The following is a 17605-nucleotide window of genomic DNA, read 5'->3' on the forward strand; positions in this document are numbered from 1 at the left end:
TCAGCGCCAGACGCCGCGGGTGTCGTAGACGACCTTGCCCTCCAGCCGCGAGCGACTGATCGAGCGGAACTGGTCGTGGTCCACCAGCAGCACCACGATGTCGGCGTCGTCCAGGGCGTCGTTGGCCGACTGCAGGCGGATGTTCGGCCGGCCGTGCAGGGCGCGCGGCAGGTCGTCGGTGTACGGCTCGGCGACGCGCAGGTCGAGGTCGGGCAGGGCGTCGGCGATCGCGGCGACGACGTCGACCGCGGGGCTCTCGCGCATGTCATCGACGTTGGCTTTGAACGTAAGGCCGAGGCAGACGACGGTCGGGTTGCGGAACCGGGAGGTCTTCGCGACGACCTGCTCCGCGACGTGCTGAGGCTTGGAGTCGTTGACCTCGCGCGCGGTGCGGATCAGCCGGGCGAGGCCGGGGGCGGCACCGACGATGAACCACGGGTCGACGGCGATGCAGTGGCCTCCGACGCCCGGTCCGGGCGACAGGATGTTGACGCGCGGGTGGTGGTTGGCCAGCCGGATGACCTCCCACACGTCGAGCTTGAGGTGCTCGCTGATCAGCGACAGCTCGTTGGCGAACGCGATGTTGACGTCGCGGTAGGCGTTCTCGACCAGCTTGGCCATCTCTGCCGAGGCGGCGTCGGTCTCGAGGATCTTGCCCTGCGCGAAAACTCGGTACAGGGAGGCCGCCTTGGCTGCGCACCGCCGGGTGATGCCGCCGACCACACGGTCGTTGGTGATCATCTCGATCATGATGCGGCCCGGCAGGACGCGTTCGGGGCAGTGCGCGACGAAGACGTCGGGCACCCCGTCGGTGGCGTGCGGCAGGCGGAGGTCGGGGCGCAGCTCGGCGATCCACCGGCTGACCTGCTCGGTCGTCCCGGGAGGTGACGTCGACTCGAGGACGACCAGCTCGCCGCCGCGCAGCTCCGCGGCGACCGAGACTGTCGCCGCGTGGACGAAGGCGAGGTCGGCCGTGCGGTCGTCGAGGAAGGGCGTCGGCACCGCGATGATGAACGCGTCGGCCTCGGGCATGGTCGTGGTGGCCGTGAGGCGGCCGATGCCGACCGCGCCGCTCACGCCCACGGCGAGGTCCGGCTCGACGAACGGCACCTCGCCATTGGCCACCGCCTTGACGGTGTCCTCGTTGACATCGACGCCGACGACCTCGATGCCGCGGGTGGCCAGGGCGACGGCTGTCGGTAGGCCGATGTAGCCGAGACCGACGACCGCGACGCGGCCGGTGAAAAGGTCATCCATGGGGTCCTCCGGAGTGAGTGGCACGCCGGTAGGCCGGCGTGGGGCGGACGAGTTCGCGCAAGGTCATCCAGATGAAGACGGTGTTCGTCGTGAAGTACCGCCGCCAGAGGCGCCGAGGTTCTTGGACGAGCCGGTACGCCCACTCGAGGCCCAGCCGCTGCCACGCGCGGGGAGCGCGTCGGGTCACGCCGGCCAGCACGTCGAACGAGCCGCCCACGCCGTGCAGCACCGGAACGCCGAGGCGGTCGCCGTGGGCGGCCAGGAACATCTCTTTCTTGGGCGAGACCATGCCCAGGAAGAGCATGTCGGCGCCGCTCGCCGCGATGTCGTCGGCGACCTCGCTCGCCTGCTCGGCGGTGAAGTACCCGTCGCGGCTTCCGGCCACCCGCAGCCCGGAGAACCGCTGCCCGATCCGCTCGACAAGTGCGGCGAGCACCTCGGGCCTGGCGCCCAGCAGGTAGATCGAGCCGCCCGTGCGGTCGGCGCGCGCGAGGAGCTCCTCGAACAGGTCGATGCCCGCGACGCGTTCGGGCAGCGGGTGCCGCAGGAGGCGGCTGGCCCACACGACGGACTGACCGTCGGCCAGCAGCACGTCCGCCTCGAGCAGGGAGTCGCGCAGCAGCGGGTCCTTGTGCAGGTTCACCACCTTGGCCGCGTTCACCACACCGACCAGCAGCCGAGTACGGGTGGTGAGGGCGGTGTCGCAGCGGTCGAGCACCTGCCCCATGGTCAGCGCGTCGAGCTGTAGGCCGAACAGGCGCTGCCGGACGGGTGCCGCGGTCGTCGTCGTCATGTCTCCTCCTGCGTCGGAGCGAGCGCCTCGACGACGCCAGCGGCGCGCCAGGCGTAGAGCAGCCAGCCGAGCTCGTACGGGCGGCACTCGTGGTCCACCCGCACCGGGGGGAGGACGGTGTCGAGGCCGGGAACCTTGAGTCCCCGGGAGACCGAGGTGGTCGCCGCCGACAGGGACCGCGCGGCCTTCGGAGGCTCGCGCCGGCCCACCTTGCGCCACACGAGGTGGTGCTTGGTCGAGACGAGCTCCTCGAGGACCTCGGGGTGCGTGTCGAGCCAGCGCAGCCCGCGTGCGACGGCCTCGGCGTGGTCGGTGCCGCCGGCCTCGGAGAGATCGAAGAGCGCCATGGGACCCATCGCGTGCTGGTGCACGGAGTAGACCGGGAAACCCTCGACCACCGTGCCGTCCCGCCAGTCGTAGTGCCACCACCACTGGCCCTGCGGCCCCTGGAGCTGGACTATCCGCGCGGCGCACCGCTCGGCGGCCGCGAGGGCCGTCTCGTCGGCGTTCGACGCCGCGAGGCGGGCGAGCGCCTGGATCGGGTACACCTGGTCCGCGAAGCAGCCGACGTGGCTACGCCAGCGCCCGAGCGAGTCCGCGGGCAGCGCGTGCGGGAACAGACCCTGCGGCCCCTGCGCCGCCAGGAGCCTCTCCCGGGCCAGGCTGCGGACCGTCGCCGCGGCCGGCGACGAGGCGTCGATCGCCAGCGCGGCGACCGCCGCCGTGAGCGCCCACGACGTGTCGACGGTCGGGAGGGCCGCGCCCGACGCGAGTCGGCCGGCGAGGTCGTCGAGCAGGGCGGAGTCGACGACGCCGCGGACCTCCGCGCTCACCCACGCCGCGAGCGCGACCGCACCGGTGTCCGGGTCCCCGACCGCTCGTTCGGCGACGAGCGCCCCGAGGGCGTCCGCGGTCCGGCCGTCGAGCACGCCCTGCTGGACGTCGAGCGGCATCCGAGCCAGGCCGAGGGCGACGATCGCGGCGTACCGCAGGTTCGTCCCTTCCTGCTGCAGTGCGACGCCGTCGGGTCGCCGCACGAGCCGGACGGTCTGCGTGAACTCGGCGGTCGTGGGTCGGTACGTCGCCGGGAGCCCGGCCACGGCGAGCTCCACGAGGTCGTCGACCACCGCAGCGTCGTCGGGAGCGAGGCCGTGCGTGCGCGGCGCCGTCGTCGGCTGGATCTGGGTCATCCGGGTCTCTCCGTCGGGGATGTCGGTCGGGATCGAGGTCTCGGTCACTGCACCACCGCCGGCGACCATGCCCCGGGGATCAGCACCGCGGGGACGGCATCGGCCGACGTGTCGACCGCCCACACGTCGGTCGTCCCGGGCACATCGGCCCGGGGGAGCCCGTACAGCAGGGTGTCGTCGTCGAGCCAGGCCGCCTGGTCGTCGAGCCCCTTGGTGGCGGGAAGGAGCGTCTCGTCGCCGGAGGCCAGGTCGAGCACGGCCAGCGCCCACACGGGCTGCCCGGCGACGGTGTCGACCACCTTCTTGTAGGCGACCTCCGCGCCGTCGGGGGAGATCGACGGGCACTCGGCGTCGTCGTGGACCGAGGTGAGCGTGCGGTCACTCAGCGAGCCGCGGACCAGCCACGTCTGGCCGGCGGACTGCGACGCGGCGGTGGCGTAGAACGTGTCGTCGTCCACGAAAGTAACCCCCCAGATGTTGCGGTCGGCGGCGGAGAACGGCTGTCCGTCGACCGTGAGGGCGAAGTCCTCGACGTTCCCGAGCGACGTGCCGTCGGACCGGTGGATCTCGGTGAGCGTGGAGAATCCGACGGTCGCGTAGGAGTGGCCGGTGACGAACGAGGTGGTCGCGACGAGCGTGGCGTCGTCGGACAGCCGGGTCCGGCTCGGAATGCCCGGCAGGCCCCAGTTCTCGGTGGGCTGCCAGTCGGAGTCGAGCAGCTCGGCCTCCCAGCGGGTGGCGATGCCGGCGATGGTGCGCAGGCACGAGGCGAGAGGTCCGGAGACGTCGACGCGGTCGCAGGCGACGTCGGTGAAGGCGCGGGGACCGGCGGGGTCGTCGAGCGGGACGGCAGCGACGAGGCCGTACTCGTTGCCGGGCAGTGTGGAGCGGAACACGATGTGCGGGCCGGACGTCACCGCGTCGAGCTCCGTCGAGGCAACGGGCGGGGCGGAGTCGACCTCGGCCCGGTGACCGCGCCATGCGGCGACGGCGTACCCCCCGATGCCGAGGACGACGACGGCCGTGATGGCGACGAGGAGCGCGACGCGCGAGGACATTCGTCTCACTGCCCGTCACCGGCGTCGACGAGCGCGGGCTCCGGGGCGTCCAGGCCTCGGACGACGAACCATGCGACGGGCAGGGCCGCCGCGAGCAGGACGGCCACCGAGAGGATCGCGGGGCCGCGGCCGACGGTGTACCAGAGCAGCCCGAACAGGGCCGATGACGCCATGCGGGCCACGGCGACCACGGTCTGGGCCGTGCCGATGGCCGAGGCGCGGACGTTGGGGGCGGCCCGCCGGCCGGCGAGCGCGGCGAGCACCCCGTCCGTGGCGGCGTAGAACAGGCCGAGCAGAAGCAGCGCGCCGATGGTCGAGGCGGCCGAGGCGGTGGCCACGCCCGCGCACACGTAGGCGGCGACGAGGGCGCCGTGGCCCCAGACGAAGACCCGCGCCCGGCCGACCTTGTCCGCCAGCTTGCCGATCGGAAGCGCGAGCGACATGTAGGCGATGTTGGTGCCCACGTACAGCAGCGGGAACCACTGGGTGGCGAAGCCGTCCCGGGCCTGCAGGGACAGGTAGATGAATCCGTCGCCCACCGTGAGCAGCGCGAGGACGCCGGCGGTGACGAAGAGTCGGCGCAGCCCGGGCTCGGTGAGGAAGCGCCAGCTGAACGGGCGGCCCGCCGGTTCGAGGCCCGCGATGTCGCAGGTGCAGCCCTTGCACTTGGGCAGCTTGCGAGCCTCGCGGGTGCGGTGCTGCGTGAGCCAGGCGGCGCGGCGCGGGCGCAGGTCGGGCACGAGCAGGACGAGCGCGGCGAGCCCGATGACGGCGAAGCCGAACGAGACGACGAAGACGGTCTGGTAGCCGTCGGGGATCGCCCACAGGATCAGGAAGGCGAAGAGCGGGCCCAGGGCGGCACCGACGGTGTCGAGCGCCCGGTGCACGCCGAACGACTTGCCCAGGGTCCGAGGGTCGGACGACGCAGTGATCATCGCGTCGCGCGGGGCGGTGCGGATGCCCTTGCCCACGCGGTCGACGGCGACGATGGCGACGACGGCGCCGAAGCTGCTCGCCACGAGCAGCACGCCGCGCGTCACGGCGGACAGGCCGTACCCGAGGACCGCCACCCACTTGGGGTGGTCGCCCTTGTCCGCCGCCCAGCCGCCAGCGATCCGGACGAGGGCGCTGGCACCCTGCATGAGGCCGTCGACGAAGCCGTAGGCGAGCGTCGAGAGGCCCAGCGCGGTGGTCAGGTAGAGCGGCAGGACGGCGGCGACGGACTCCGACGAGATGTCGGTGAGCATGCTGACGATGCCGAGGGTGACGACGACCGACGAGACGCGGGTGCGCCGCGCCGCCCGTGCGGCGCGCGCCTCCTCCGGGGAGCCCTCGGTGGCGCGGGCAGGACGGTCGCGCAGGGACAGGTACACCGCGCGTCACCCGGCCGTCGTCAGCGTGCCGGCGATCGAGAGCTCCGTGCCGCCGCCGATCCGGTCGCTCGTCGTGAGGACGAGCCCGTCGGGGCCGCGCGTGAAGGCGGTGGCGGTGGTGCCGGGGAGCGAGGGCGAGTCGCTGACGGCGAAGCCGGCGCCACCCAGGGCGGCGACGTAGGCGGCCTGGACGTCGGCCGGTGCGGCGTCGCTGCTCGCCTGGAGCCCGACCTGCAGCCGGTCGCCCGACGCCGACACCGAGCTGGACACCACGGTCAGGCCGTCGACGATCGGGACGACCTCCTTGGGGAAGCCCTTCACCACCGAGCCGTTCTGGGCGCCGGTCGCGGGCAGCGGTCCCGTGAGGGAGGGTCCGGCGGCCGGGGGTGCGACGTCCGGCAGGCCGGCCGGTCCGGGGGCCTGGGAGGGGAGGATCTCGCTGGCCAGGGCGCCCGCCGCGCCGCCGTCCGTGGACCCGGTCGCCGCGGCGGTCGGCTTGGGGGTCGCGGCCGACGAGCTCGACGGCGCGTCCGTCGCGTCGGCCCGAGACGGGCGGGTCGCCGACCCCGACGCCGACGGGCTCGCGTCCGGGGCGGGTCCGGGCGACGTGCAGCCCGCGGTCGCGCCGAGCACGAGCACCGCTGCGAGCACGACCGCGCGGCCGCGCGGGGCGGCTGCGGTAGAGCGGTGCGGCGTGAGCATCGACGACCTCGAGGGGGAGGGCTCCGGCAGGGGTCGACGGACGACCAAAGTGCCAGAAAGCGGACATCTTGAACGTGCTCACGGTACCGACGGGAATACAGTTCTCGGCCGATCGGGGAGGTTTTCACCCCCGCTCGCGCGGCACCGTCACACGTTCGGTCCAGACCCGCGGGTCAACCCGTCGGGAGCTGTCCCACCACGTGGTCGGCGATCTCCAGCGCGCACGTGGCGGCCGGGGACGGGGCGTTGAGCACGTGCACCTGACGCGCCGTGCGCTGCAGGAGGAAGTCGTCGACGAGCCGCCCGTCGCGGGCCACCGCCTGGGCGCGCACGCCGGCCGGGGACGGCACGAGGTCGTCGGGAACGATCGCGGGGACCAGGGCGGCCAAGGAGCGGGCGAACGCCCGCCGGGACAGCGACCGACCCACCTCACGAGCACCCGGCACCGCGTTGCGTGCGCCCATCCGCCAGAGCCCTGGCCAGGTCAGCGCGTCGGCCGTGTCGCGTACGTTCACGCTGCGCCAGGTGTAGCCCTCGCGTGCGAGGGCCAGCACGGCGTTCGGGCCGGCATGGATCCCGCCGCCGATCATGCGGGTCAGGTGCACGCCGAGAAACGGGAACCGGGGGTCGGGCACGGGGTAGACGAGGCCGTTCACCAGCTCGGCGGCGGTGGCCGACAGCTCGTAGTACTCGCCGCGGAAGGGCACGATCCGCGCGCTCGGGTCCACCCCGCACGCCCGAGCGACGCGGTCGGCGTGCAGCCCGGCGCAAGCCACGACGGCGTCCGCGCGCAGCTCCGTCGAGACGCCGTCTCGCTCGAGCTGCAGGTGCACGCCGTCGGCCGTCTCGGTCGCAGAGATCACCCGGGTGCCGAGCAGCACCTGCCCGCCCCCGTCCGAGACGTCCGCGGCCAGAGCGCGACAGACGCCCGTGTAGTCGACGATCCCGGTGCTCTCGACCCAGAGGGCGTCGACGCAGGCGACGTGCGGCTCGCGCTCGCGGGCACCCGACGTCCCGACAAGGCGCGCCGGCACCCCGTTCGCGACCGCCCGCTCGGCCAGCCTGTGCAGCCCGGCCACCTCGTCGTCCCTCGTCGCCACGACGAGCTTGCCGGTGATCTCGACGGCCACGCCGCGCTCGCGGGCGTACCGCTCCATGCTGCGCGCGCCGGCCACCGCCATCGTCGCCTTGAGGCTGCCGGGGGCGTAGTAGAGGCCGGAGTGGATCACCCCGGAGTTGCGCCCCGTCTGGTGGACGGCGACGGCCCGCTCCTTCTCGACCACCGTCACCTGGTGCCCGTCGCCCGCCAGGCGTGCCGCCACCGCGAGACCGACGATCCCGGCACCGACCACCACGACCTGCATCGCGCCTCCTGGGCTTCGAGTCCTGCGCGCAGGCTAGCGGTCGCGTGTCGGCGGCGGCTCGTAGACTGGCGATGCACCCCGGGTCCCATGGATCCGGGGCAGTCGTGTTGTGCGCATGCCCTCGACCCAAGGGACCCCATGGACCTCACCGGCCTCCTGCCCGCCCTGCTCGCCGACCCGGCCGCCGCCGCGGCGGTGGACTCCGTGCGCGCCCGCGGGGAGCTCGACCTCGTCGGCCCCGCGGGGGTCCGACCGCCGCTGCTCGCGGCGCTGAGCAGCGGCCGTCCCCTCGTCGTCGTCACCGCCACGGGCCGCGACGCGGACGAGCTGGCCGCCGCCGTGCGCTGCTACCTGCCGCACGACGACGTCGCGGTGCTGCCATCGTGGGAGACGCTCCCGCACGAGCGGCTCTCGCCCCGCAGCGACACCGTGGCCCGCCGGCTGGCCGTGTTCCGGCGGCTCGCGCACCCCGAGACCGAGGGGCACGCGGGCCCGGTGCGGGTGCTGGTGCTGCCGGTGCGGGCGCTTCTGCAGCCGGTGGTCGACGGGCTGGGCGAGCTGGTGCCGGTGTCGATCAGCACCGGGGACCGGGTCGACCTCGCGGACCTCGCCGAGCGGCTGGTCGCCGCCGCGTACACGCGCGTCGACATGGTGGAGAAGCGCGGGGAGTTCGCCGTCCGCGGCGGGATCATCGACATCTTCCCGCCCACGGAGGACCACCCGCTGCGCGTCGAGCTGTGGGGAGAGGACGTCGAGGAGATCCGCTGGTTCTCCATCGCGGACCAGCGCAGCCTCGAGGTCGCGGACCACGGGGTCTGGGCGCCACCCTGCCGGGAGATCCTGCTGACGGACGCCGTCCGCGCGCGGGCACTCGAGCTGATCCCGCAGCTGCCTGGTGCCACGGACATGCTCGACAAGCTGGCGCAGGGCATCGCGGTCGAGGGCATGGAGTCGCTCGCGCCGGCCCTCGTCGAGCGCATGGTGCCCGTCCTCGACCTGGTGCCGGACGACAGCCTGATGGTGATGGTCGACCCGGAGCGGGTCCGGCGGCGGGCGCACGACCTCGTCGCCACCACACAGGAGTTCCTCGAGGCGGCGTGGACGTCCGCGGCCGCCGGTGCCGCGACGCCCTTGGACCTGTCTGCGGCGAGCTTCGCGTCGTTCGCGGAGATCCGCGCGCTGTCGGCCGTGCGCGGGCTCGGCTGGTGGACGCTGTCGCCGTTCTCGCTGGACGTCGATGCCACGGAGGCCGCGAAGCCCGACGACTTCTACGAGGGGTCGACCGGCACCGGGCACACCGCCGCCCGGAACGAAGCGCCGCACCTGGCCGCGATGGCCGACGACCTCGCGGCGACGGCTCAGACGCTCGTGATCGGCGCGCGGGACGTCGAGCGCTACCGCGGGGAGGTCGCGCGCGCCGTCGCCGACGTGCGGGTGCTGCAGCAGGCCGGCTGGCGGCTGGTGCTGGCCACCGAGGGCCACGGTCCCGCGCAGCGCATGGTCGAGCAGCTCAAGGCCGCCGAGGTGCCCGCGCGCCTCGTCGGCACGATCACCGAGGAGCCCGAGGGCGGCGTCGTGCTCGTCGTGCCCGCGCCTGTCGGGCCCGGGTTCGTCGCCGAGCCGCTGCACCTCGCCGTGTTCTCCGAGTCGGACCTGACGGGCCGCGCGGGGACGAGCACGCGTGACATGCGCAAGATGCCCAGCCGGCGCCGCAACGTCGTCGATCCCCTGCAGCTGCGGCCGCACGACTACGTGGTGCACGAGCAGCACGGGGTCGGGCGGTTCGTCGAGCTGGTGCAGCGGACCATCGGCACGGGCGCCAACGCGGCGACGCGCGAGTACCTCGTCATCGAGTACGCCAGCAGCAAGCGCGGCCAGCCGGGCGACCGGCTCTTCGTGCCCAGCGACCAGCTGGACCAGGTGACCAAGTACGTGGGCGGCGAGGCGCCGAGCCTGTCCAAGATGGGCGGCGGCGACTGGGCGAAGACCAAGGGTCGCGCCAAGAAGGCGGTCAAGGAGATCGCTGCCGAGCTCATCCGGCTGTACTCGGCGCGGATGGCGACCGCGGGCCACGCGTTCGGCCCGGACACGCCCTGGCAGCGCGAGCTCGAGGACGCGTTCGCGTACGTGGAGACACCCGACCAGGCGGCGACCATCGACGAGGTCAAGGCCGACATGGAGAAGCCGATCCCGATGGACCGGCTGGTCTGCGGCGACGTCGGCTACGGCAAGACCGAGATCGCCGTGCGCGCGGCGTTCAAGGCGGTGCAGGACGGCAAGCAGGTGGCCGTGCTGGTGCCGACGACGCTGCTGGTGCAGCAGCACCTCGACACCTTCAGCGAGCGTTACAGCGCGTTCCCCGTGACGGTGAAGGCGCTGAGCCGGTTCCAGTCGCCCAAGGAGTCGAAGGAGGTCGTGGCGGGCCTGGCCGACGGGTCGGTGGACATCGTCATCGGCACCCACCGCCTGATCACCGGCGAGGTGCGGTTCAAGGACCTCGGCCTCGTGGTGATCGACGAGGAGCAGCGGTTCGGCGTTGAGCACAAGGAGACGCTCAAGGCGCTGCGCACCAACGTCGACGTGCTGGCCATGAGCGCGACGCCGATCCCGCGCACGCTCGAGATGGCGGTCACGGGCATCCGCGAGATGTCGACGCTGGCCACCCCGCCCGAGGAGCGGCACCCGGTGCTCACGTTCGTCGGCGCGTACGACGAGAAGCAGATCAGCGCCGCCATCCGGCGCGAGCTGCTGCGCGAGGGCCAGGTGTTCTACGTGCACAACAAGGTCGACTCGATCGAGCGGACGGCGTCCCGGCTGATGGAGCTGGTGCCCGAGGCCCGCGTCGCCGTGGCCCACGGGAAGATGAACGAGCACCAGCTCGAGCAGGTCATCGTCGACTTCTGGGAGAAGCGGTTCGACGTCCTGGTCTGCACGACCATCGTCGAGACCGGTCTGGACATCTCCAACGCCAACACCCTGATCCTCGAGCGGGCCGACCTGCTCGGTCTGAGTCAGCTGCACCAGCTGCGCGGGCGCGTGGGCCGCGGGCGCGAGCGCGCGTACTCGTACTTCCTGTACCCGCCCGAGAAGCCGCTGACCGAGACGGCGCACGACCGGCTGCAGACGATCGCGGCGAACACCGACCTGGGTGCGGGCATGGCGGTCGCGATGAAGGACCTCGAGATCCGCGGCGCCGGCAACCTGCTGGGCGGCGAGCAGTCGGGGCACATCGAGGGCGTCGGCTTCGACCTCTACATCCGGATGGTCGGCGAGGCGGTGGCCAACTTCCGCGGAGACGTGGAGGAGGAGATCCCCGACGTCACTATCGAGCTGCCGGTCGATGCGCACATCCCGCACGACTACATCGCGCACGAGCGCCTGCGGCTCGAGGCGTACCGGAAGATCGCGGCGGCTCTGGACACGGCGACGCTCGGCGACGTCCGCGCGGAGCTCATCGACCGGTACGGGCCGGTCCCGGCCGCCGTCGACAACCTGTTCGAGGTGGCCGAGTTCCGGCTCCACGTGCGCGCCTCGGGGATCTCGGACGTCACTGCGCAGGGCAAGTTCGTGCGGTTCGCGCCGGTCGACCTGCCGGAGTCGGCCCAGCTGCGGCTCAAGCGCCTCTACCCGGGCTCGGTGCTCAAGCCGGCCGTCCGCACGGTGCTCGTGCCGTGGCCCATGACGGCGCGCATCGGCGGCAAGCCGGTGCAGGGCCGCGAGGTGATGCTCTGGGCGAAGCAGTTCATCGACGCCGTCGTGCGCGGGGACGTCGGCGTGGCGGCGACCGTGGGCACCGCACGTAGGTGAGGGCCCTACGATGACCCCGATCGACGAGCGACGACGCGGGAGGTCCCTGGTGGCGGTGCAGTGGCGTGCGAGTGTGCGGGCGGCGGGTGTGCTGGTCGCGCTCGCGACGACGGCGACCCTGGCGGGGTGCGCCGGGGAGCCTGGCGCCGCTGCGGTGGTGGACGGCACCGCGATACCGACGTCGGACGTGGAGGCCGCGCTGGTCGAGCTCGCGCCGTACTTCCAGGGCGTCACCACGACGAACGTGCTGGCCGTCCTGGTCCAGGAGCCCACGGTGGTCGCCCTTGCGGACGAGAAGGGCGTCGGGGTCTCGGACGAAGACGCCCAGAAGCTGCTCGACTCGGTGGTGGAGCAGAAGGTCAAGGGCGCGACCGCGGACTTCACCGACCCGTCCCTGGCGGTGGCCAAGTACTCGATCGCCTACACCAACCTGCAGGGCCTGCCGGATGCCACCGACGTGGGCAAGGAGATCGACACGCGCCTGCGGGCGCTCGACGTCGAGGTGAACCCGCGGTTCGGGTCGCTGACCGACGCCAACCAGGTGACCGATCCCACCCCGGCGCCGTGGATGGTCAAGGACACGGCACCGGCGGCCCCCGCGGACGGCGCCACGCCCGCACCGACTCCGACGCCCTCGGCGTCGTGACCGAGGCGGACTCCCTGCGCGCACTCGTGCGCGTCATGGACCGCCTGCGCTCGCCGGGCGGCTGCCCGTGGGACGCCCAGCAGACGCACGAGTCGCTGGTGCCGTATGCGCTCGAGGAGGCCTACGAGCTGGCGGAGGCGATCGAGACCGCCGACCGCCCGGGCCTGCGCGAGGAGCTGGGCGACCTCCTGCTCCAGGTGGTGTTCCACGCGCGCATCGCCACCGAGCACCCGACCGACCCGTTCGACGTGGACGACGTGGCCGCGGACCTCGTCGACAAGCTGGTCCGCCGGCACCCGCACGTGTTCGAGGAGGCGCCGCTCGAGGGCGACGCGCACGTCCAGTGGGACCGGCTGAAGAACGCCGAGAAGCAGCGCGCGTCGGCCCTCGACGGGATACCGGTGGCCCTCGGCGCTCTCGCGCGGGGCCAGAAGGTGCTCGCGCGCGCCGAGCGGGCCGGGCTCGACGCGGTCGGTGCCGCGGGGCAGATCGAGACGGAGGACGAGATCGGTCGACGGCTGCTCGATGTCCTCGTCGCCGCCCACGGGCAGGGGATCGACGCCGAGACGGCGCTGCGCGGCGCGGTCCGTCAGCTCGAGGCCGACGTCCGCGCGACCGAGCAGGTGTCGCGCCGCGGCCCGAGCTCGGACAGGTAGGTCGCCCACTCGGCCGCGCTGAGCTCGCGGCCGGCGAACCCGCACGCGGCGTCGAACATGTCCTGCGCGTCCAGGTCCCACAGGAGGATGCCGGCGCTACCGGTGGCCGCGAGCGCGAGCCCGTCAGGGCGCAGGGCCGCCGAGAAGAAGGCCGGCCCGTCGACCGGTATCGGGTCGCCGAGGCGGATCCGGCTCTCGACGTCGTAGACGGACACGCTCCCGCTCTTCGCTGATGCCGCGAGGACACGACCGTCGTCGCTGAACTGCAGGGAGCTGACCTCGCCGATCGTGCTGGGCAGCTCGCCCAGCGCCGCTCCGGTCACCGGGTCACGGAGCCCGAGCTGGACTCCGGGCCCGGAATTGAGGACGAGGGCCGTCTGCCCGAGCTCGCCGGACCACCAGCCCCGCTCGGGATCGCCGATCTGCTCGCCCGTGCGGCCGTCGAACGTGTAGACCGTCCCGGTGTCGTCCCCGGACGCGACCGTGGTGACGACGACGCGGGACAGGTCAGGCGCCGCGGAGACGCTCAGTGGCCACCCCTCGGCGTGCATCGTCGGGCCGGCGCGGTCGCCCGTGATCGGCTCGACCCGGTCGACGGACCCGTCGGGCATGGCGGCGAACATGGTCCGGCCGTCCGGAGCTGCCCGGAGGAGCGCGGCCTCCGGCGTGACCCCGGGGACGCGGCGCTCCTCGCCGCTCGCCACATCGACGGTCACGATCGCGTCGAGGGTCGGGTCGTAGGCCGCGATCGAGTCCGCCGTGCCCCAGCCCGGCCCCAGGACCGCGGGGAGGCGCCGCACCGCCGCGTCCGAGACCGGGTCCCAGACGTCGAACTCGGTGAAGTCGTCGAGGATCGTGGCGGGGCCGTCGGGTCGCACCGCCGTGAGCAGCTGACCACCACCCGGCTGGTAGCGGTCGACCAGCACGTGCCTGGGCGCCACGAGCCGGGTGATGGGGCCCGATCCGTCCAGCCGCCACCGGGTGATCACCGGCGACGTCACGCCGAAGTCCACCAGCTCCCGGCCGTCCGGGGTCACCTGCATCCAGCCGACGTTCCCGAGACCGCTCTCGCGCGTGACCCCCGTGCGTTCCCCGGTGGCCAGGGAGCGCTCCTCGATCACGCCGTGGAAGGTTCCGCACCAGATCCGGCCGGCGGCGGCCGAGACGGCGAACCACGGGCACGGCGACTGGCGGCTGCCGGAGATCGCGACCGTCCATCGCTGCGCGCCGGTCGCGATGTCGACGGACACGATGTGCTGGTGGCCGACACCCACGAGGACGTCGCCGGCGACCACGAGAGTGACGTTCGTCGACAGCTCGGGGACGTCGTAGGTCCGCACGACCGTGGCGGTCGAGGGATCGACGGCGCGGACCTGGCCGGCGTTCGACCCGACGTACAAGGTGCCGTCCGGGCCGAACGCGAGCGCGCCGGAGCCCCAGTCGCGCGTGGGCGGTGCGTCGAGCGGGGGGACCACGCCGATGACCCTGCTGTCGCGCGCTCCCAGCAGCACGGTCGTCCCGTCGGCGCCCTTGGTCACGGCGGTCGTCGTCCCGTCGGGGCTCAGAGCGACCTCGCCGGACTGCCAGGGCAGGACCGCCGGGGAGCCCACCACGGCTCCCGACGCGACGTCATAGGTCGTGATCGTCGCGCACGCGAGCTCACCCACGACGGTCGCGGCTGGTACGGAGATTCCCAGGATCGTCCGAGTTCCGGAAGGAAAGCGCTTGCCCGCGCACGGTTCGCGCCCGTAGCCTGCCCGTGGCCGCCATGATGAGCGCCACGGGCACGACCATCTGACGACGGAGGACCGCAGCGATGCGCATCGGCATCCCGACCGAGAGCCGGGCAGGCGAACGGCTCGTGGCGGCCACCCCGAAGACCGCCGCGCAGCTGGTGGGCCTCGGCTACGACGTGGTCGTCGAGCGTGGGGCCGGCGACGCCGCGACGTTCCTCCCTGACGCATATGCGGCCGCCGGGGCGACGGTGGGGTCGGCGGACGACGTCTGGGCGAGCGACGTCGTCGCCAAGGTCAACGCGCCGACCGACGACGAGGTCGCGGCCCTGCGCCCCGGCGCCACGCTCGTCGCGATGCTGGCGCCGGCGTCCGCGCCGGACCTCGTCGACACCCTGCACGCGCGGGGAGTGACGGCGCTCGCGCTCGACGCGGTGCCGCGCATCTCCCGCGCGCAGGCGCTCGACGTCCTGAGCACGATGTCCAACGTCGCCGGCTACCGCGCGGTGGTCGAGGCCGCCGAGGCGTACGGCGGCATGTTCACCGGCCAGGTCACCGCGGCGGGCAAGACGCCGCCGGCCCGGGTGTTCGTCATCGGCGCCGGCGTGGCCGGGCTCGCGGCGATCGGCGCCGCCGGCAGCATGGGCGCCCGCGTGCGCGCGTTCGACGTGCGGCCCGAGGTGGGCGAGCAGATCGAGTCGATGGGCGCGACGTTCGTGCAGGCGGAGGCCGCCCAGCAGGCGGTCAGCGCGGACGGGTACGCGAGCGCCCTTACGGCCGAGCAGGAGCTCCTGACCCAGCAGATGTACGCCGCCGAGACGGCCGACGCGGACATCGTCATCACCACCGCGCTGGTGCGGGGGCTCGCGCCGACCACGATCACCGCGGCGATGGTCGCGCGCATGCGGCCCGGCAGCGTGATCGTCGACCTCGCGGCGTCCGGCGGCGGCAACTGCGAGCTCACGGTCCCGGGGTCCTCGGTCGTGACCGACAACGGCGTGCGGGTGATCGGGTACACCGACCTGACCAGTCGGATGCCGCAGCACACGTCGCAGCTGTTCGGCACCAACATCGTGCACCTGCTCCAGCTGCTCACCCCCGGCAAGGACGGCGAGCTCGTCCTCGACCTCGACGACCCCGTGCAGCGCGGCATGGCGGTGACCCGCGACGGCGAGGTGCTCTGGCCGCCGCCGCCGGTCCAGGTGTCGGCCGCTCCGGCCGCGGTCGCCGGGCCGAGCGACGGGGAGCGGGCAGCGCTCGCCGCGTCGGCGGAACGCGACAGGGCCCGCCGACGACAGCAGCGGTCGGTCGTGCTCGCGCTGCTCGCGGTGGTCGTGCTGCTCGGCATCTCGTTCGCGCCGGCCGCGTTCCTCGGTCACTTCACGGTGTTCGTGCTGGCGGTGATCGTCGGCTACTACGTCATCTCGAACGTCAGCCACTCCCTGCACACGCCGCTGATGGCGCAGACCAACGCGATCTCCGGGATCATCCTGGTCGGTGCGCTCCTGCAGATCGGCGACGACAGCTGGCTGGTGACCGTGCTGGCGGTGATCGCGGCGTCGGTGGCCAGCATCAACGTGTTCGGCGGTTTCCTTGTCGCCAACCGCATGATCCGCATGTTCCGGAAGGACGCCTGAGCCCGTGCTGAACTCCGTGGCCCAGGCGGTCTACGTCGTCGCCGCCGTCCTGTTCATCCTCAGCCTCGCCGGCCTGTCCAAGCAGGAGACCGCGCGCCGCGGCAACGTCGCGGGCATGGTGGGCATGGCGCTGGCCCTCGTCGCGACGATCGCGCTCGCCCTCCAGCGCTCCGAGCGTCCCGTCGAGGTCACCGCATCGCTGATCCTCGTCGTGCTGCTCATCGGGTCGACCGTCGGCACGTGGCAGGCGCGCCGCGTCGAGATGACGCAGATGCCCGAGCTCATCGCGATCCTGCACTCGTTCGTCGGGCTCGCCGCCGTGCTCGTCGGCTACAACTCGTTCCTCACGGAGCCGGCAGACCCCGCGCACCTGGTCGAGGTGTTCCTCGGCGTGCTCATCGGCGCGGTGACCTTCACGGGCTCGATCGTCGCCTACCTCAAGCTGTCCACCCGGATCCGCTCCGCGCCGCTCATGCTGCCGGGCCGCAACGTGCTCAACCTCGCCATGGTCCTGGCGTCGGCGGGCCTCCTCGTGTGGTTCCTGGGCACGGGCAGCGTGCTGCCGCTGCTGCTCATGACCGTCGTGGCGCTGGCTCTCGGCTGGCACCTGGTCGCGTCGATCGGCGGCGGGGACATGCCCGTCGTCGTCTCGATGCTCAACTCGTACTCCGGCTGGGCCGCCGCGGCCGCGGGCTTCATGCTCGGCAACGACCTGCTCATCGTCACCGGCGCCCTCGTCGGGTCGTCCGGTGCGATCCTCAGCTACCTCATGTGCACGGCCATGAACCGGTCGTTCGTCTCGGTCATCCTCGGCGGGTTCGGGGCCGAGGGCGGCACGGTGGCGGCGTCCGACGTCGACCTGGGGGAGTTCCACGAGGTCATGGCGCCGGAGGTCGCGGAGCTGCTCGCCGACGCCCGCTCCGTCGTCATCACGCCCGGGTACGGCATGGCCGTCGCCAAGGCGCAGTACCCGGTCGCGGAGCTCGTCGCCAAGCTGCGCGCCCGTGGGGTCGACGTCCGGTTCGGCGTGCACCCCGTCGCGGGCCGGCTGCCCGGGCACATGAACGTGCTGCTCGCCGAGGCCAAGGTGCCGTACGACATCGTGCTGGAGATGGACGAGATCAACGGCGACCTCGCGGACACCGACGTGGTCCTGGTCATCGGCGCCAACGACACCGTGAACCCCGCGGCGCTCGACGACCCGTCCTCGCCCATCGCCGGCATGCCCGTGCTCGAGGTGTGGAAGGCCGGGCGCGTGATCGTCTTCAAGCGGTCCATGGCCACCGGCTACGCGGGCGTGCAGAACCCGCTGTTCTTCCGCGACAACACGTCAATGCTGTTCGGCGACGCGAAGGACCAGGTCGAGCACATCATGCTGGCGCTCTGAAC

General features: G+C 73.0%; 13 protein-coding genes. 5 read left to right on the forward strand and 8 right to left on the reverse strand.

Annotated features, from left to right (window positions below; genetic code table 11):
- The 7 genes from wecC to lhgO all read right to left on the reverse strand — a co-directional run bounded on the left by wecC (position 1) and on the right by lhgO (position 7737).
- On the reverse strand, positions 1-1257 hold the full coding sequence (wecC, locus tag AC1DYZ_RS14015; protein WP_477065793.1) for a UDP-N-acetyl-D-mannosamine dehydrogenase: 1257 nt from the start codon (positions 1255-1257) through the stop codon (positions 1-3).
- On the reverse strand, positions 1250-2050 hold the full coding sequence (locus tag AC1DYZ_RS14020) for a WecB/TagA/CpsF family glycosyltransferase (protein WP_477065794.1): 801 nt from the start codon (positions 2048-2050) through the stop codon (positions 1250-1252). The genes wecC and AC1DYZ_RS14020 overlap by 8 nt, the downstream gene beginning before the upstream one ends.
- Positions 2047-3288 (reverse strand): hypothetical protein, encoded by a 1242-nt coding sequence (locus AC1DYZ_RS14025; protein WP_477065795.1) that lies wholly within the window; start codon positions 3286-3288, stop codon positions 2047-2049. Before AC1DYZ_RS14025 ends, AC1DYZ_RS14020 begins: the two co-directional genes overlap by 4 nt.
- Positions 3285-4298, reverse strand: coding sequence for a TolB-like translocation protein (locus AC1DYZ_RS14030; RefSeq protein ID WP_477065796.1), 1014 nt, complete (start codon positions 4296-4298; stop codon positions 3285-3287). The genes AC1DYZ_RS14025 and AC1DYZ_RS14030 overlap by 4 nt, the downstream gene beginning before the upstream one ends.
- A gap of 5 nt (positions 4299-4303) precedes the next feature.
- Positions 4304-5671 carry an MFS transporter gene (locus tag AC1DYZ_RS14035; protein ID WP_477065797.1) on the reverse strand — a complete coding sequence of 456 codons (1368 nt, stop codon included), beginning with the start codon at positions 5669-5671 and terminating at the stop codon, positions 4304-4306.
- A gap of 6 nt (positions 5672-5677) precedes the next feature.
- Entirely contained in the window at positions 5678-6373 is a 696-nt protein-coding gene (locus tag AC1DYZ_RS14040) for a hypothetical protein (RefSeq protein WP_477065798.1), read from the reverse strand.
- Positions 6374-6546: 173 nt separating this feature from the next.
- Positions 6547-7737: an L-2-hydroxyglutarate oxidase gene (gene lhgO / locus AC1DYZ_RS14045; protein WP_477065799.1), complete on the reverse strand. Its 1191-nt coding sequence runs from the start codon at positions 7735-7737 to the stop codon at positions 6547-6549.
- A 138-nt stretch (positions 7738-7875) separates the two neighbouring features.
- Between lhgO and mfd the strand changes: the two genes are divergently transcribed.
- The 3 genes from mfd to AC1DYZ_RS14060 are packed head-to-tail and all read left to right on the forward strand — an operon-like array spanning position 7876 to position 12846.
- The gene (mfd, locus tag AC1DYZ_RS14050) at positions 7876-11544 is read left to right on the forward strand and encodes a transcription-repair coupling factor (RefSeq protein WP_477065800.1); all 3669 of its coding nucleotides are present in this window, start codon (positions 7876-7878) and stop codon (positions 11542-11544) included.
- A gap of 10 nt (positions 11545-11554) precedes the next feature.
- Positions 11555-12190, forward strand: a complete 636-nt coding sequence (locus AC1DYZ_RS14055; protein ID WP_477065801.1) for a hypothetical protein — start codon at positions 11555-11557, stop codon at positions 12188-12190.
- Positions 12187-12846, forward strand: a complete 660-nt coding sequence (locus AC1DYZ_RS14060) for a nucleoside triphosphate pyrophosphohydrolase (protein ID WP_477065802.1) — start codon at positions 12187-12189, stop codon at positions 12844-12846. The genes AC1DYZ_RS14055 and AC1DYZ_RS14060 overlap by 4 nt, the downstream gene beginning before the upstream one ends.
- Here the strand turns inward: AC1DYZ_RS14060 and AC1DYZ_RS14065 are convergent.
- Positions 12780-14513 (reverse strand): WD40 repeat domain-containing protein, encoded by a 1734-nt coding sequence (locus tag AC1DYZ_RS14065; protein ID WP_477065803.1) that lies wholly within the window; start codon positions 14511-14513, stop codon positions 12780-12782. The genes AC1DYZ_RS14060 and AC1DYZ_RS14065 overlap by 67 nt on opposite strands.
- A gap of 149 nt (positions 14514-14662) precedes the next feature.
- Here AC1DYZ_RS14065 and AC1DYZ_RS14070 point away from each other — a divergent pair, with 149 nt between their 5' ends.
- Complete coding sequence (locus tag AC1DYZ_RS14070) at positions 14663-16216, forward strand: Re/Si-specific NAD(P)(+) transhydrogenase subunit alpha (RefSeq protein WP_477065804.1); 1554 nt, start codon at positions 14663-14665, stop codon at positions 16214-16216.
- Positions 16217-16220: 4 nt separating this feature from the next.
- Complete coding sequence (gene pntB, locus AC1DYZ_RS14075) at positions 16221-17603, forward strand: Re/Si-specific NAD(P)(+) transhydrogenase subunit beta (RefSeq protein WP_477065805.1); 1383 nt, start codon at positions 16221-16223, stop codon at positions 17601-17603.
- Positions 17604-17605: the final 2 nt, after the last annotated feature.

This window comes from Cellulomonas sp. P1_C4, assembly GCF_056406355.1.